The sequence below is a fragment of the Streptomyces sparsogenes subsp. cuspidosporus genome, from assembly GCF_039532705.1.
Taxonomy (GTDB): domain Bacteria; phylum Actinomycetota; class Actinomycetes; order Streptomycetales; family Streptomycetaceae; genus Streptomyces; species Streptomyces sparsogenes.
Window position 1 is genome coordinate 32,558 of the sequence record NZ_BAAASD010000028.1, and the last position, 15,307, is coordinate 47,864.

The following is a 15,307-nucleotide window of genomic DNA, read 5'->3' on the forward strand; positions in this document are numbered from 1 at the left end:
CCTGAGGCGGTCAGGACCGCCGTGAGCTGAGCGCACAGGCCAGCGCGGTCGCCCCCGCGGCGACCGCGCCGGTCAGGGCGAGCGGCAGCAGGGGCAGCGTCACCGTGCCCGTGTGCGAGCCGCTGACCAGGTCGGACACGGCGGCGTTCGCCGGCGACGCGTCGGTGACCAGCACCAGCAGCGAGGCCAGCGCGGTGGCCTGGATGCCCCAGCCCGTGCTGAGCAGCAGCGGTCGGCTGAACAGCGTGCCCACCGCCGCGCCCAGCAGGGCGCAGGCGAGGGCCGCGAGCAGCCCGGCGGACGTGGCCTCGGGGAGGGGGACGGCGATCCGCTGGTCCGAGGTCTTCGGGTCGCTGATCAAGGCGATGAACACCGCCCCCACCACACCCAGTCCGGCCGCCGCGCACAGCCCGGTGAGCACGGAGCTCAGATGGACCCGCGCGGGGCCGGCCGCCGCGGCGGCGCAGTTGCGCGCCGCGGGCGGCTCGTTGCCGACGCACACCCGCACCAGCCAGGCCGCGATGGGGAGCAGGGCGGCCGCGGCGTAGCCGAAGGAGTCGAGGATCGGCTGCCCCGCCATCACGCCGATGGCCATGAACGCCCCGTACAGGACGACCGGCGGCACCCAGCGCTGCGAGCGGGCCAGCAGCGCGGCCTGGTAGCGCAGCAGGGCGGGCAGCGCGAGCCCGGCCGGCAGCGGCCGGGAACCCGCCTCGCCGCCCGGCCCACCCCGGCCCGCCCGGTCCCCCCGGTCTGCTCGGTCCCCCCGGCCCGCCCGGTCCTCCTGTTCCGCGCCCGCCCGGTCCGGGGCGGGCCCCGGGGCCCGCTGCTCCACCCCGGCCGGTACGGGCGTCACCGCCCGGATGTGCCACGGCGGCCGGGCGGTGAGGAGCGCGCGCAGCAGCGCGTCGGAGTGGGCGGCGCCGACGGTCAGCCGTACGACGGGGCCGGCGCCGACCGGGGCGCCCGGCACGTCGGCCGGAGCGCCCGGCACTGCCGCGGGGGCGCCCGGCAGGCCGGTCGGCAGCGAGGCCCCTGGCGGCCCCTCGGAATCCACGCGGACGCGGGGCCCGGGCGCGGCGTCGGGCGCGGGCTTCCCGGGTCCGTACGGGCCGGAGGCCGTGGTGGCGGCGGGGAACGCCGGCCCCGCGGAGGCGCCGCCCCGCTCCCGCACGAGCCGCGTGTCCGCGACGCGCAGGACCTCGTCGGCGGCGTCGGCCAGGCGGCGCGGGTCGTGGTCGACGAAGACGACGGCGCCGCCGTCGGCGACGCGGGCGAGGACCGCCTGGTCCAGGGTGCCGCGGGAGGCCTGGTCGAGGCCGGTCCACGCCTCGTCGAGGACCAGGAGGCCGGGGGCGGCCAGCAGGGCCTGGGCGACGGCGACCTTCTGGCTGGTGCCCTTGGACAGCTCGGCGAGCGGGGTGTGCGCGTGGCCGTCCGCGCCGAACTGCTCCAGCCACTCCAGGGCCTCGCGCGCGGCCGCGTGGCGGCGGAGGCCGTGCAGGCGGCCGAGGTGGGTGAGGTAGCCGAGGGCGGTGAAGGGCAGTTCCGCCGGGAAGCGCTCGGGCACGTACGCGGTCCGCGGCCGGCCGGTGATCCGGCCGGTGGTGGGGGCGTCGATGCCGGCGAGCATCCGCAGCAGCGTGGACTTGCCGCTGCCGTTGCCCCCCGTCACACGGATCAGGGAGCCCGGCCGCACATCGAGGTCGGCGCCGCGCAGCACCCAGGCCCCGCGCAAGCCGAAGCGGCGACCAACACCATGCAGTCTCATGACCGTTGAGCCTATGCGGTCGCGGTCGTCCCGGGGCGCAGGTGTGCGCGGGTGGCACGGTGTGCGCGGTGGCACACTGGGGCGCGTGACCAGCTCCGACACCAGCCCCGACACCCGCTCCGCCACGCATCCCGGCGACGACAACGGCAACGGCGACGACGGCCGAGCCTCCAGCAGCCCGTTCCGGCACTCGGAGATCGACCGGGACGCCGCGCCGCAGTTCGTGCTGCCGCTGGTGGTGCGCATCGAGAAGGCCGCGCCGCCGGCCCGTACGGACGCGCTGGAGACCGCGGCGCGGGCCGTGCTGGTCCTGCTGTCGGACGAGCGGGCGACGGCGCCGGACGGCGCGTGGACGGAGGCCGTACGGAGCTGGCAGGACGCCCGGATCCGCAAGGTCGTGCGGCGGGCGCGGGGCGCGGAGTGGCGGCGCGCCGAGGCGCTGCCGGGCATCACGCTCACCGGCCGGGCCTCGGATGGCGCCGGGTCGGCGGCCGAGGTGCGGGTGTTCCCACCGGTGCCGCTCGACGGCTGGCCGAAGGAGCTGGCCAAGCTGCAGGTCTCGGGCACCGACCTGGACGACCCCGGGCCGCCGCCCGCGCCGGACCTCACCGCGCCGGTGCTGTGGCTGAACCCGGAGGTCACCATGTCGGCGGGCAAGGCGATGGCGCAGGCCGGGCACGGCGCGCAGCTCGCGTGGTGGGAGCTGGACGGCGCGGCCCGCGCGGCCTGGCGCGCGGCGGGCTTCCCGCTGTCGGTGCGCACCCCGTCGGCCGAGTGCTGGGCCCGGCTGGTCGTGAGCGGCCTGCCGGTGGTGCGCGACGCGGGGTACACCGAGATCGCGCCCGGTTCCTGCACGGTCGTCGCGGACCATCCGGCGCTGCGCGGGCGGGGCTGACCCCCGGGACCTGCGCGGGCGGGGCCGGCCGCGCCCTCCGCGGGGTCGCCGGGCCGCGCGGGGCGCTCGTCAGGGGCCCGTCAGAACCTCAGGACCGCCGCGATGCGCTCGTGGGCGTCCAGGGAGTCGTCCGGAACGAAGGCGACCTCCCCGCCCCGGTCCAGCGTGGTCTCGATGATCTCGTCCACGATGTCCTCGAGCACCGCCGTGCCCAGTTCGGCGGGGGAGGTCTCCTCGGGGTCGACCGGGGTCAGGTGCTCGCCGGTGACCCGCGCGGTCCGCTGGTAGTGCTCCTCGACGGCGAGCAGCTCGATCCGGCCTTCCTTGCCGACCTGCCAGATCTCCTCCAGCCCGGCGGCGAAGGCGCGGCGGCCCTGCGCCTGGCCGATGCGCTCGAGGACGCGCTCGGTGTGCCGCGCCGTCTGCTCCGCCAGGGCCGGGCGCAGCGCGTCGGCGAGCGCGCGGGCGGGGCCGTTGGTCATCCCGCCCTTGGTGACCTTGCTGACGGCCGCCTTGTTCGCCGAGCCCACCTCCTCCAGGAGGCTCAGCGCGGGCGCGAGGCCGACGAGGTGGAGCGGGCGGGGGTCGGTGGCCAGCAGGGAGTCCAGGGCGGTGTCGACCTGCCGCAGATAGGTGCGGGTGCCCTCGTCGTCGTACGGGCCGGGGACGTCGCCGATCCGCTCCTCGCGCTCGACGTCCTGGTTGGACGCCGGCTCGGGCGCCAGGGGGAAGCCCGCGACGCGCTCCTCCTGGAGCGTGCCGTCGCTGCCGCCCCACAGCGTCGTACGGTCCACGGCGACCGCCAGCACCCAGTACGGGCGGGTCCGCTCGCGCGCCGCGACGAGGTTGCGGGTCAGGAAGGTGTCGCTGAAGACGAGGCGCTCGGGTGCCGTCCTCGGCAGGGTCCACACCTCGTACTCGCCCTTCGCCGCCAGAATCACCAGCGAGTCCAGGGCGTAGCGCAGGTCCACGTCCGCCAGGGCCCGGTCCAGCTGCTCGCCGATGTCGTAGCGGGCCTCGCGGGGGACGTCCGGATCCGCCTCCAGGCGGTGCTTGGCCTCGGCGACGAGGTTGCGCAGGCGGACGGTGTCCTCGGCGCGGTAGGGCTCGCGGCGGTGGGTGGGCAGGGTGATGGTGACCGCCGGGTAGGGACGCCTGGCGCGGAGGGCGGTCAGCGTGCGGGATGTCAGTCCGGTGGTACGCATCCGGTGCCTCTCGACGTGTTCATCCAGCATCACCCAGGACCGCCGCCGCCGCATCGCGGGACGGGCGGGGCGGCGCGGCCCCCGCGCGCGTGGGCGTGCCCGTCGGGCCTGCGGCGGGCCGTCTGTCGTAGGCCAGTTGATGCGGGATCCGTGTGAAGAGAAGGTAATTCTTCAGTGATACTGGTGGGCCGTACGTTTGTACTTCCTCCAGGGAGCGGGACCCGTGCAGGTGCTGAAGACCTTGAAGGCTTGGAAGGCGCGGACGCCGAGGAACGCCTACGGCGTGACGGGGCCGGTGGGGGCGCTGGTGGCCGTCGCGGTCGTCGTCGCCGTGCTGCTGGCCGTCCTGCCCTCGGGCGGGGAGGCGGACGGCTCTCCCCTGGGGAAGACCCCGGCGGGCGGCGCGCCCCCCGCGTCGGGCCGGGACACCCCCGCCACGAAGAAGCGGAAGGAGAAGTACGCCGACTGGGACGGCAAGGTCAAGGTGCTCGGGGACGGCTCCACCTCGTACACCGGGCCGCAGCCCCACCAGCTCAAGATCAGGAAGCTGAAGCCCGGGGAGAAGCCGCCGCAGTTCGTGGTCTTCTCCTGGGACGGCGCGCTGGAGAACGACGACCACCTCTTCTCCCACTTCCGCCAGGTCGCCAAGGAGAACGACGCCACGATGACGTTCTTCCTGAGCGGCATGTATCTGCTGCCCAAGTCGAAGAGCGACCTCTACCAGCCGCCCCAGCACAAGCGCGGGTCGGCGGCGATCTCCTTCCCGACCGACGAGCACATCAGGGAGACGCTGGAGCAGCTGCGCGGGGCGTGGCTGGAGGGCAACGAGATCGGCTCGCACTTCAACGGCCACTTCTGCGGCCCGAAGGGCGGTGAGGACTGGAGCACCGAGGAGTGGAAGAGCGAGACCGAGCAGGCGTACTCGTTCGTGAAGAACTGGAAGACCAACACCGGCTTCACCGGCCTCGACCCGCTGCCCTTCGACTACGACGTGGAGCTGGTGGGCGGCCGGGCGCCGTGCCTGGAGGGGCAGAAGAACCTCATCCCGGTCATCAAGTCGATGGGGTGGCGGTACGACGCCAGCTCGCCCGGTGACTTCCAGATCTGGCCGTCCAAGATCGACGGGATCTGGAACTTCCCGCTGCAGCTGGTGCCGTACCCGCACAGCGAGAAGCAGGTCCTCTCGATGGACTTCAACTTCCTCTACCACCAGTCGGGCGACAGCACCGAGGGCGACCCGGCGAAGTACCCGGAGTGGGAGCAACTGACCCGGGACGGCTATCTCAACGGCTTCGAGCGCGTCTACAACGGCAGCCGGGCGCCGCTGTTCATCGGCAATCACTTCGAGACCTGGAACGGCGGCATCTACATGCAGGCCATCGAGGACGTGATGAAGAGCGTCTGCCGCCGCCAGGGCGTCGAGTGCGTGTCCTTCAAGCAGCTCGCGGACTGGCTGGACGCCCAGGATCCGAAGGTCCTGGAGAAGCTGCGCACGCTGGACCCGGCCGAGTCGCCCGACTGGGCCACCTTCACGAAGACGAAGTGACGGCCTTCATGTAGCGCGTCCAGATCTCGAGGGCGTAGGGAGTCCCGGCGCCCCAGCCGGCGTCGTCCCCGGTGGCCCCCGACGTCCCGGAATTCCCGGGGGTGCCGGTGGCCCCGGGGGTTCCGGTGTCCCCGGGGGTCCCGGTGGCGCCGGATCCGCCCAGCCCGTCCAGGGGCAGCAGCTCCTGGGTCTTCGGATCCAGCCGCGAGACCGAGACCGCCGTCGACATGTCCTTCGTATAGCCCACGAACCACGAGGAGGTGTTGTCCTGCTCGGTCCCCGTCTTGCCCGCCACATCGGAGCCGACCACCGCGGCCGCCTGCGCGGACCCGCTCCGCACCGCGCCGTGCAGGGCGTCGTCCACCTGCGCGGCCACCTCCGGGCTGAACGGCCGGGTCGCGGGCTGCTTTTCGAGCGCCACCCGCTCGCCGCGGTGGGTGAGCCCGGTGACCGAGTACGGCGGGGTGTGCCGGCCCCCGGCCGCGAAGGTGCCGTAGGCGCTGGCCATGCGGATGGAGCTGGGGGTGGCGGTGCCGAGCGAGAAGGCGGGCACCCGGGCGCCGAAGCTGCTGGGCAGCAGGCCCGCGTCGATGGACGCCTTGCGCACCCGGTCAAGACCGACGTCCATGCCGAGCTGGATCATCGGGGTGTTGATCGACCGCACGATCGCGTCCCGCAGGGTCACCTGACCGAACGAGCGGTGCCCGTCGTTGGTGCCGCGTACGATCTGCCCGCTGCGGTCCCAGTACGGGCCCTCGGGCGTGCGCACGGCCACCTTGTCGTTGCCGTCGTAGACGCTGGTGGGGGACACGGGGGTGCGCGGACCGCCCCGCTTGAGCTGTACGCCGTCGCGCAGGGCGGCGGCGTAGACGAAGGGCGTGAAGGAGGTGCCGGCCGGGACGTTGGAGGCGTTGGCGTCGTTGAAGCCCTGTTCGAGATAGCCGGGGCCGCCGTAAAGCGCGGCGATCCGGCCGTCCGGGGTGACGGACGCGGCCCCGATCCGTACGTACCGGTCCTCCTTGCGCGCCTTCGGGTCGAGGCTGTCGCGCATCGTCTTCACCGACTTGGCGAGCTCGTTGACCTTCGACTTCTCGAAGGTGGTGTGGATCTGGTAGCCGCCCAGGTCGAAATCGGCGTCGGAGATCTCGGTGTGGGAACTCACATAGGCCCTCGCCGTCTCCACGAGATAGCCGACCTGGCCGGTCAGTCCCTCGGGTTTCGGCGGCGCCTTGGGCTCGGGGAACTTGGTGTACTTGGCCCGCTCGGCCTTGCTGAGCCTGCCGATGTCGACCATCCGGTCCAGCACCCACTTCCACCGCTCCTCGGCCCGGCGGTGGTTCTTGGCGCTGATGGCGGGGTCGAAGGTCCCGGCGCCCTTGAGCAGCGACGCCAGCATGGCGCCCTCGCTCGGGTTCAGCTCGGAGACGTCCTTGCCGTAATAGGCGTACGAGGCCCGCTGGATGCCGTAGGTGCCGCGGCCGAACCAGCTGGTGTTCAGATACCTTTCGAGGATCTCCTCCTTGCTCATCTTGTCGTCGAGCTTGATGGCGATGAACATCTCGGTCAGCTTGCGGGAGAACGTCTGCTGCTGATTCAAATAGGCGTTTTTCACGTACTGCTGCGTGATGGTGGAGCCGCCCTGGGTCTCACCGCCCGTCACCATCCGGGTCAGGGCGCGCATCACACCGCTGGGGGACACTCCGCTGTCGGAATAGAAGCTGGAGTTCTCGGCGGCGAGCACCGCCCATTGCACCTTTTCCGGCACCTTCTTGAGCGGGACCTCCTGCCGGTTGACCGGGCCCGTGCGGGCCATTTCGGAGCCGTCCGCCCAGTAGTAGACGTTGTCCTGCTGGGTGGCGAAGTCGTTGAGGTCGTCCGGTATGTCGGTCTGCAGGTAGAGATAGCTCAGGACGCCGGTCAGGCCGCCGAGGCAGAAGAGGAACAGCATGGCCATCTGCCGCCAGGAAGGCAGCCATCGCCACGGGCCGCGACGGCCCGCGCGGGGATAGTCGAGCTCGACCCGGCGGATCGCCCAGCGGCGCAGCGCCCACCACGGCCGGGACGAAGGTGTCCTGCGGCGCGGTGCCTTGCGGCGGTGCCTGCCCCCGGCGTTGTTGCTGCCCTGCACGTGTCCCCCACGATCCGCGCGCGGGGCGCGGCCAAAGGTCTGATGGTCCGTCCCCCCGAAGACGACACGACCCTATGATGCTTTCCGAACATCTGTCGCCTCGAAGCCCCAAAAGTTTGTCACAGTAATGATATTCCGCGACGTGAGTCACGTGCGACACGCGGGAAAGGGGCTTCTTCGTCCGGAAGGGGCGGAGCCGGCGCCTAGGGCAGCAGCACCAGCCGGCCGCGCAGGCCGCCTTCCGCGAGCCGCCGGTGGGCGTCGGCGGCGCGGTCCAGGGGGAGGGTTTCGGCCACCCTGAGGGGCAGTCGGCCCGCGCCCGCCAGGGCGGACAGCCCGGCCAGGCGCTCACCGTCGGCGCCCACCCACACGGTGGAGACCCTGGTGCGGCGGCGCGGGACGGGCGCGGCGCCCGGGACGGTCGAGACGAAGGCGCCGCCGAAGCGCAGCGCCTCGAGGGCGGTGACGCCGAGCGGGGCCGTGTCCAGGACGCCGTCCACGCCTCCGGGGACCAACCGGCGTACGGCGTCGGCCACCTCGGCGCTCCGGGGCACGAAGTGCTCGGCGCCGAGGGCCCGTACGAGCTTCTCGTCCCGCTCCCCCGCGACCGCCACGACCCGCAGCCCGCGCTCGGCGGCGAGCGCCACCCCGAACCCGCCCACGCTGCCCGCCGCGCCGCTGACCAGCACCGTCCGCCCGCGCTCCAGGGCGAGGTCTTCCAGCGCCTGGTCGGCGGTCAGGGCGCCGAGGGGGAGGGTGGCGGCCTCGGCGGCGGAGGCGCCGGCGGGCGCGGGAGCGGTCTCGGCCGCCTCCAGGAGCGCGTATTCGGCGTAGGCGCCGAGCGGCAGGTCGAGCCGGTCGATCATGCCGATGACCCGGTCGCCGACGGCGAAGCCGGTCACCCCCGCGCCGAGCGCGTCGACGGTCCCGGCGGCGTCCCAGCCGATGCCGTACCGCTCGCGCGGCAGCGCCATCCCGTTGCGGACGGTGCCGCCGGAGCGCACCAGCGCGTCGACCGGGTTGACGGCCGCCGCCTCCACCCGGATCCGGATCTGTCCGGCGCCCGGCTCCGGGACGGGCACCTCCACCACCTCCAGGGCCTCGGGGCCGCCGAACTCACGGACGACTACGGCACGCATGTCTCACTCCTCGGGTCGTGGGAAGCCGGCTGTGCGCCGGCGGAACCTGCACGTCAAACCTAAGGAGAGTTACTCTCTTATGGGGAGTAGGCACCTGGAAGTGCGTAACGCACGCGAGGGAGAGGACATCGCCATGCCGACCCGCACCGCCGCCCAGCGCCGCGCCGAGGCCCGGATCGCGTACGACGCCTTCATCGCCGCCTGCCCGTCGCGGCAGCTGCTCGACCGGATCAGCGACAAGTGGACGACCCTGATCGTCAACGCGCTCGCCGACGGGCCCCGGCGCTACGGCGAACTGGCCCGCGTCATCGCGGGTGTCAGCCAGAAGATGCTCACCCAGACGCTGCGCGCGCTGGAGCGGGACGGGCTGGTCAGCCGCACCGTCACCGCGTCCGTGCCGGTGCGGGTGGACTACGCGCTCACCCCCATCGGCCGGGATCTGCTGCCGGTCATCCGGGCCGTGAAGACATGGGCCGAAACGCATATCGAGGAGGTCGTCTCCGCCCGGGAGGCGTACGACGCGGCGAACGGTGAAACCCGCAAGCTCAAATGAACCTCTGAACCGCGCCGCTCCTGGGTTCGTCCTTCTCCAGCGGGGTCATCACCCCCGCACGAGGGGACGGACGAGGAGGGGGAAGCCATGGTGCGCCTCGGAACCGGCATGGGATGGCGCCCGGAGATCGCCGATGACATCGAGCGACTGCCGGGCATCGACTGGGTTGAGGTGGTGGCGGAGAACGTCTGCCCGGGCCACCTCCCCGACGGGCTGCGGCGGCTGCGGGAGCGCGGGACGACGGTCGTTCCGCACGGGGTGTCGCTGGGCCTCGGCGGCGCCGAGCGGCCGGACGCGGGACGGCTCGCGGCGCTCGCCGAGCGGGTGGAGGCGCTGGGCTCGCCGCTGGTGACCGAGCACATCGCGTTCGTACGGGCGGGCGGCCCGCGAACCGCGTCGCCGGCGGCGGAGGCCGGGCACCTGCTGCCGGTGCCGCGCACCCGCGACGCGCTGGACGTGCTGTGCGAGAACGTCCGCATCGCGCAGGAGTCGCTGCCGGTGCCGCTCGCCCTGGAGAACATCGCTGCGCTGATCACCTGGCCGGACGAGGAGCTGACCGAGGGGCAGTTCCTCGCCGAGCTGGTCGAGCGGACGGGCGTGCGGCTCCTGATCGACGTGGCCAACCTGCACACCAACCGCGTCAACCGGGGCGAGGACCCGGCCGCCGCCCTGGACGCGCTGCCGACCTCGGCCATCGCCTACGTCCATGTGGCGGGCGGGGTCGAGCGGGACGGGGTGTGGCACGACAGCCACGCCCACCCGGTGACCCGGCCGGTGCTCGACGTGCTCGCCGAGCTGTGCGCCCGTACGGCGCCTCCGGGCGTGCTGCTGGAACGGGACGACAACTTCCCGGCGGCCTCGGAGCTGGCGGCCGAGCTCGACGCGATCCGCGCCGTGACGGCGAAGGCGGCTGCGAGGGTTTCCGGGGCGGTGGGGGTTTCCAGCACCGCCGGGATTTCTGTGGCCGTTGGGAACCCTGGGGCCGTCGGGATTTCCGGAGCCGCCGAGGCCCGCGAGGGTTCCAGGGCCCGGGGAGAGCTGGTGGCGGGTGGGTCGGACGCCGTGGAGGGCGCCAGGGGGCGGATCGCGCTCGCGCAGGCGTCCCTGCTGTCCTCGCTGGTCGCGGGCGCCCCCGCGCCGGAGGGGTTCGACCGGCGCCGGCTGGGGGTGCAGAGCCGGGCGCTGGCCGCGAAGCGGGCCGACGTGGTCGGCAAGGTCGCGCCCGAGCTGCCGCGGATCCTGGGCAGCGGCTACCGGCCCGCGTTCCTGGAGTACGCGCTGGACCGCCCGATGACCGGCGGCTATCGCCGCGACGCCCTGGCGTTCGCCGAGCACCTGCTGGCCGACCAGCGGCCCGAGGACCCCGCGGCACGGCGGCAGCTGACGCAGTGGTGGCGGGAGCGGTCGGGGCCCGCTCCGGTACGGCCCGGCCCCGCGGCGCGCCTGGCGCGGGCCGCCCGACTCGCGCTGCTGGGAAGGTGATCGGGATGCAGGCGGTATGGGCGTACGTGGTGTTCGCCGCGTCGTCGGCGGTGCTGATCACGGGCACGGTCCGGGCCCGGCGGGCGGGGGGCCCGGTCGCGGACGCCCGGGCGCACGATCTGCTGGAGGCCGCCTTCCTGGAGGCCGGCCCTGGCCGGGTGGCCGACACGGTGATCTGCGCGATGCACGCCGACGGGCGGCTGAGGGTGGGCGGCCCCGGGGTGGTCTCGGTGCGGCAGCCGATCGCCCGCGACCCGGTGGAACAGGCGCTGCTCGAGGTCCACGCCCAGGCGCCGCACGGCGGACTCGCCCTGCTGCGCTCGCGGCTGATGCGCCATCGGGCGGTGCAGGCGATCGGCTACCGGCTCGCGGAGCGCGGGCTGCTGGTGCTGCCCGAGAAGATCAACTTCTGGCGGCGGCTGGCCGCCGTCCAGACGGTCGCCGCGGTGGCGGGGGTGTTCCTGGCCATCTGGGGGACCTCCGTGGAGGAGTCGGGCGGGTACGACGGCGGGCTTCCGCTGATCTTCAGGATGTTCCCGGCGCTGTCCGGCGGCTTCCTGGTCGGGGTGATCTGCGCCGCCACGAACCGGAAGCGGATCACGGCGGCCGGGAAGCGGGCGCTGAGGGCCTACCGGCAGGACCTCGCGTACGCCACGGCCGAGCCGCGGGACGGCGCTCCGCTGCGGACCGGCACCCGGGTGGCGTCCGTGGCCGAGATCGTCGCGCTGACCGGGGTGGGCGCGCTTGCCGCCGACGAACTGCTGCGTGACCAGCTGCTGGAGGCGCACCGCACCGAGGCCACCGCGGCGGCGTCTGCCGGGCCCTCGGGGTCCTCGGGGTCGTCGGGGTCGTCGGGGTCGTCCGGCTCCTCGTCGTCCTGCGGGACCAGCGGCTCGTGGTGCGGCACCTCCGGCAGCGGATCGGGCTGCGGCAGCTCCAGCTGCGGCGGAGGGGGCGGCTCCGGCTCCAGTTGCGGGGGAGGTGGCTCGAGTTGCGGAGGCGGCTCCGGCTGCGGTGGGGGTGGCGGTTGCGGCGGCGGAGGCTGCGGGGGCGGCTGACCGGCCCGGGGCGGCGGCCGGGCGCCGCCGCCCCTCCCCCGCGCGTTTGTGGCGTTCAAAGCGTTCATGGCGTTCATCTGGTGAAATGCCCTGGCGGTGGGCGGGCCGGATCCAGTACAAAGCGGCCATGTTGTGGCTGTCGTTCCTGCTCGTCGCCTGTGCCGCCGCCGTCGCCTCCTGCGCCCGGCTGTGCGCGGCCGCCGTCGCCGCCGCCCGGGAGGCCGGGGGCGCGGGGGCCGGCCGCGAGCTGAGCCTGTACGAGGCGGCGTTCCTGTCCGGCGGCCCGCGGCGGGTCGGTGACCTCGCCCTGGTGACGATGGCCCGGCAGCGCCGTCTGCTGCTGGCGCACACCGGCTGGGTCACGGTGGTGGACCCGGAGGGCCGGGACGAGTGGGAGCGCTCGGTGATCGCCGCGATAGGCCCGGGGGGCCAGTCGCCCGTCCCTCCGGTGCGGGCCGCGCTCGCCGACGCGGAGCCGGTGCGGGCGCTCGCCGACCGGCTGGTGGCCGCCGGGCTCGCGGTGCCGGCGGCGGCGCGCACGAACGTGGCGGCCGCGGTCCGCCAGGTGCGGGCGGCGGCCGTGCTGGTCGTGCTCCTGGGGGCGGCGGCCGTGCTGGTCGTGGAGCCCGACGCGGGGCCCGGGCGGGCGGCGGCGTGGTTCGCGCTGCCGCTGCTGCTGACCCTCGGCTGCCTGGCGATCGCCCGCGTCGAGGCGCACCCGTACACACGGTGGGCGTCGCCCGCCGGGCAGCGGCTGCTGGGCCGCATCGAGCTGCCCCGGCCGCGGCCGGCCCCGCGCCGCGAAGCGGCCGCCGGCGGTGAGGGCGGCGGTGTCGGCGGCGGGGTCGGCAAGCTCGGCGGGGGCGGCGGCGAGGTCGGCGCGGGCGGTCGCGATGACGCCGAGTTCCTCACCGCGCTCGCGCTGCGCGGCGCGTCCGCCCTCCCCGACCCCGCCCTGCGCGCGGCCTTCAAGGCGCATTGGGGTCATTGAGCCCGACACCTCGGCGCGGTGCTTTACATGGCCGACCCCCGCGCCAAGGATCCCTCTCGTCGCGACCACCGTGCTACGACAAGGCGTCGCGGACCGGCAAGCGGCACCCGCACGGCAGACGAGGGGACGGCCCGTGAGAGCAGTAAGGCTGTACGGCGTCCTCGGGCCGCTGTCCCTGGCCCTGGCCATGACCGCGCTGCTCGCCGCCCCCGCGCCCGCCGCCCCGGCCCACGCCGCCTCACCCGCCGCCGACCCGGCCGCCGGCCCCCTCGGCGACGAGGCCGCGACCGCGCCCTCCGCCGGCTCCACCGCCGAGGACCGGGGCGTGGCGCTCGCCGCCCGGCGCGCCGCCGCCCGCGGCATCGACTTCGGCCGCTGCCCGGCCGTCGAGGAGTTGCCCGGCGCCGCCCGGTGCGGCACCGTCAAGGTCCCGCTGGACTACGCGCACCCCCGCTCCGCCCAGCTCTCCCTCACCGTCAGCCGGATCCGCGCCACCGGCCCCCGCGCCCGGCGCCAGGGCGCGCTGGTCTACAACCCGGGCGGGCCCGGCGCCTCCGGCATGGCATTTCCCACGTACGCCGGCGTGGCCGGGTTCCACGCGGCCGCCGAGGCGTACGACTTCGTCGGGTACGCCCCGCGCGGAGTGGACCGCTCCGAGCCGCTGTCCTGCCAGGACCCGGCCGCCTTCGCGAAGGCGCCGGCCGACTTCCCCGTGCACCCCTCCGCGGCCTTCAAGCGGAAGATGATCAAGCGGGCCAGGGCGTACGCGCGCGGCTGCGCCCGCCGCGCGGGCCGCGCGCTGCGCCACTACACGACCCTCAACAACGCCCGCGATCTCGATGTGCTGCGCGCCGCCCTCGGCGAGAAGCGGCTCACCTTCGTCGGCGCCTCCTACGGCACGTACTACGGCGCGGTCTACGCCACGCTCTTCCCCGCGCACGTGCGGCGGATGGTCTTCGACAGCGTGGTCGACCCCGACCCGCGGCAGATCTGGTACCGCAGCAACCTGAGGCAGTCGCTGGCGTTCGAGCGGCGCTGGCGGGACTGGCGCCGCTGGGTGGCCCGGCACGACGCGGTCTACCACCTGGGCGACACCGCGGCCGAGGTGTTCGCCTCGTACGAGAAGGCGCGGCGGCGGCTGGCACGCCACCCGGCGGGCGGGAAGGTGGGCACCGCCCAGCTCCATGACGCGTATCTGCAGACCGGCTACAACGACGCCTTCTGGGACGTGAGCGCGCACGCGCTCGCCGCCTATCTGCGCGGCGACACCGGGCCGCTGGTGACGCTGGCCGCGCCCGACCCGACCCGGGCGGTGGCCGAGGAGAACGGCAACGCCGTCTACACGGCCGTCCAGTGCAACGACGCGCCCTGGCCGCGCTCCTGGGCCCGGTGGAACGGCGACAACACCGCCCTGGCCCGCCGCGCGCCCTTCGAGACCTGGGACAACGTGGCGATGAACCTGCCGTGCGCCTACTGGCCCGCCCCGCACCGACGGCCGCTGCGGGTGGGCCCCGGCGGCGGGGCGGGACGCGGGGCGCCGCCGCCGGTGCTGCTGCTGGCCGCCGAGCGGGACGCGGCCACGCCCTACGCGGGCGCCAAGGAGCTGTGGCGCAGGCTGCCCGGGTCCTCGCTGGTCACCGAGCGGAAGGCCGGTACGCACGGGCTGTGGGGCGGCCCGAACGACTGCGTCAACGCCTACGTCGACACCTATCTGCTGACCGGGCGGACGCCGGGCCGCTCGGTCTCGTGCGCGCCCCGCCCGGCGCCGGAGCCGACCGCGTGGTCGCTGCCGGGCCCCGCTCAGGCCAGCCCGGCGACCAGCTCGGACACCGGCTTGCGCCGCCCGGTGTAGAACGGCACCTCCTCGCGCACGTGCATCCGCGCCTCGGAGCCGCGCAGGTGCCGCATGAGGTCGACGATCCGGTGCAGCTCGTCGGCCTCGAAGGCGAGGATCCACTCGTAGTCGCCGAGCGAGAAGGACGCGACCGTGTTGGCCCGCACGTCCGGGTAGCCGCGCGCCATCCTGCCGTGGTCGGCGAGCATCCTGCGGCGGTCCTCGTCGGGCAGCAGGTACCAGTCGTAGGACCGCACGAAGGGGTACACGCTGACGTAGTCGCGGGGGGTCTCGTCGGCCAGGAACGCCGGGATGTGCGACCGGTTGAACTCGGCCGGGCGGTGCAGCGCCATGTTCGACCACACCGGATCCAGGGCGCGGCCCAGCCGGGTGCGGCGGAAGAGGTTGTAGGCCTCCTGGAGGGCATCGGAGGTCTCCGCGTGCCACCAGATCATGACGTCCGCGTCCGCGCGCAGCCCGGAGACGTCGTAGGTGCCGCGCACGGTGACGTCCTTGGCGGCGAGCTGCTCGAACAGCTCCTCGACCTCGTCGGCGTAGCCGGTGCGGTCCTCCGGCAGCACGTCGCGCAGCTTGAACACCGACCACAGGGTGTAGCGGATGACCTCGTTGAGGTCCTTGGCCTTCTTGCCGGCGTTGGGAACCTTGCCGGACGGGCCGGACTCGGAAGCGGATGCAGCAGTCATG

The 15,307-nt window shown here is 74.4% G+C and carries 12 protein-coding genes; 7 read left to right on the forward strand and 5 right to left on the reverse strand.

What is annotated here, in order from left to right:
* Positions 1-10 precede the first annotated feature (10 nt).
* Positions 11-1,771 (reverse strand): ATP-binding cassette domain-containing protein, encoded by a 1,761-nt coding sequence (locus ABFY07_RS27555; RefSeq protein ID WP_346177063.1) that lies wholly within the window; start codon positions 1,769-1,771, stop codon positions 11-13.
* 85 nt (positions 1,772-1,856) lie between these two features.
* On the opposite strand from ABFY07_RS27555, the gene ABFY07_RS27560 reads away from it, so the two are divergent.
* A complete protein-coding gene (locus tag ABFY07_RS27560) occupies positions 1,857-2,666 on the forward strand; it encodes a peptidyl-tRNA hydrolase (protein ID WP_428837016.1) in 810 nt (269 codons plus the stop codon).
* Positions 2,667-2,746: 80 nt separating this feature from the next.
* Here the strand turns inward: ABFY07_RS27560 and ABFY07_RS27565 are convergent, their stop codons facing one another.
* A complete protein-coding gene (locus ABFY07_RS27565) occupies positions 2,747-3,871 on the reverse strand; it encodes a baeRF3 domain-containing protein (RefSeq protein ID WP_346177064.1) in 1,125 nt (374 codons plus the stop codon).
* A 283-nt stretch (positions 3,872-4,154) separates the two neighbouring features.
* Here ABFY07_RS27565 and ABFY07_RS27570 point away from each other — a divergent pair, with 283 nt between their 5' ends.
* Positions 4,155-5,417 (forward strand): polysaccharide deacetylase family protein, encoded by a 1,263-nt coding sequence (locus tag ABFY07_RS27570; protein WP_346177131.1) that lies wholly within the window; start codon positions 4,155-4,157, stop codon positions 5,415-5,417.
* Here ABFY07_RS27570 and ABFY07_RS27575 read toward each other — a convergent pair.
* Entirely contained in the window at positions 5,401-7,365 is a 1,965-nt protein-coding gene (locus tag ABFY07_RS27575; protein WP_346177132.1) for a transglycosylase domain-containing protein, read from the reverse strand. The two genes, ABFY07_RS27570 and ABFY07_RS27575, sit on opposite strands and share 17 nt — an antisense overlap.
* A gap of 383 nt (positions 7,366-7,748) precedes the next feature.
* On the reverse strand, positions 7,749-8,684 hold the full coding sequence (locus tag ABFY07_RS27580) for an NADP-dependent oxidoreductase (RefSeq protein WP_346177065.1): 936 nt from the start codon (positions 8,682-8,684) through the stop codon (positions 7,749-7,751).
* Between the two features lie 133 nt (positions 8,685-8,817).
* On the opposite strand from ABFY07_RS27580, the gene ABFY07_RS27585 reads away from it, so the two are divergent.
* The 5 genes from ABFY07_RS27585 to ABFY07_RS27605 all read left to right on the forward strand — a co-directional run bounded on the left by ABFY07_RS27585 (position 8,818) and on the right by ABFY07_RS27605 (position 14,620).
* On the forward strand, positions 8,818-9,237 hold the full coding sequence (locus ABFY07_RS27585; protein WP_346177133.1) for a winged helix-turn-helix transcriptional regulator: 420 nt from the start codon (positions 8,818-8,820) through the stop codon (positions 9,235-9,237).
* Between the two features lie 87 nt (positions 9,238-9,324).
* On the forward strand, positions 9,325-10,719 hold the full coding sequence (locus tag ABFY07_RS27590; RefSeq protein ID WP_346177066.1) for an MbnB/TglH/ChrH family RiPP precursor modification enzyme: 1,395 nt from the start codon (positions 9,325-9,327) through the stop codon (positions 10,717-10,719).
* Between the two features lie 5 nt (positions 10,720-10,724).
* Positions 10,725-11,777 carry a TIGR04222 domain-containing membrane protein gene (locus ABFY07_RS27595; RefSeq protein ID WP_346177067.1) on the forward strand — a complete coding sequence of 351 codons (1,053 nt, stop codon included), beginning with the start codon at positions 10,725-10,727 and terminating at the stop codon, positions 11,775-11,777.
* 127 nt (positions 11,778-11,904) lie between these two features.
* Positions 11,905-12,768 carry a TIGR04222 domain-containing membrane protein gene (locus ABFY07_RS27600; RefSeq protein WP_346177068.1) on the forward strand — a complete coding sequence of 288 codons (864 nt, stop codon included), beginning with the start codon at positions 11,905-11,907 and terminating at the stop codon, positions 12,766-12,768.
* Between the two features lie 133 nt (positions 12,769-12,901).
* The gene (locus ABFY07_RS27605) at positions 12,902-14,620 is read left to right on the forward strand and encodes an alpha/beta hydrolase (protein ID WP_346177069.1); all 1,719 of its coding nucleotides are present in this window, start codon (positions 12,902-12,904) and stop codon (positions 14,618-14,620) included.
* On the opposite strand, the gene hemQ is transcribed toward ABFY07_RS27605, so the two are convergent.
* Positions 14,569-15,306 (reverse strand): hydrogen peroxide-dependent heme synthase, encoded by a 738-nt coding sequence (gene hemQ / locus ABFY07_RS27610; protein WP_346177070.1) that lies wholly within the window; start codon positions 15,304-15,306, stop codon positions 14,569-14,571. The genes ABFY07_RS27605 and hemQ overlap by 52 nt on opposite strands.
* Position 15,307 lies beyond the last annotated feature (1 nt).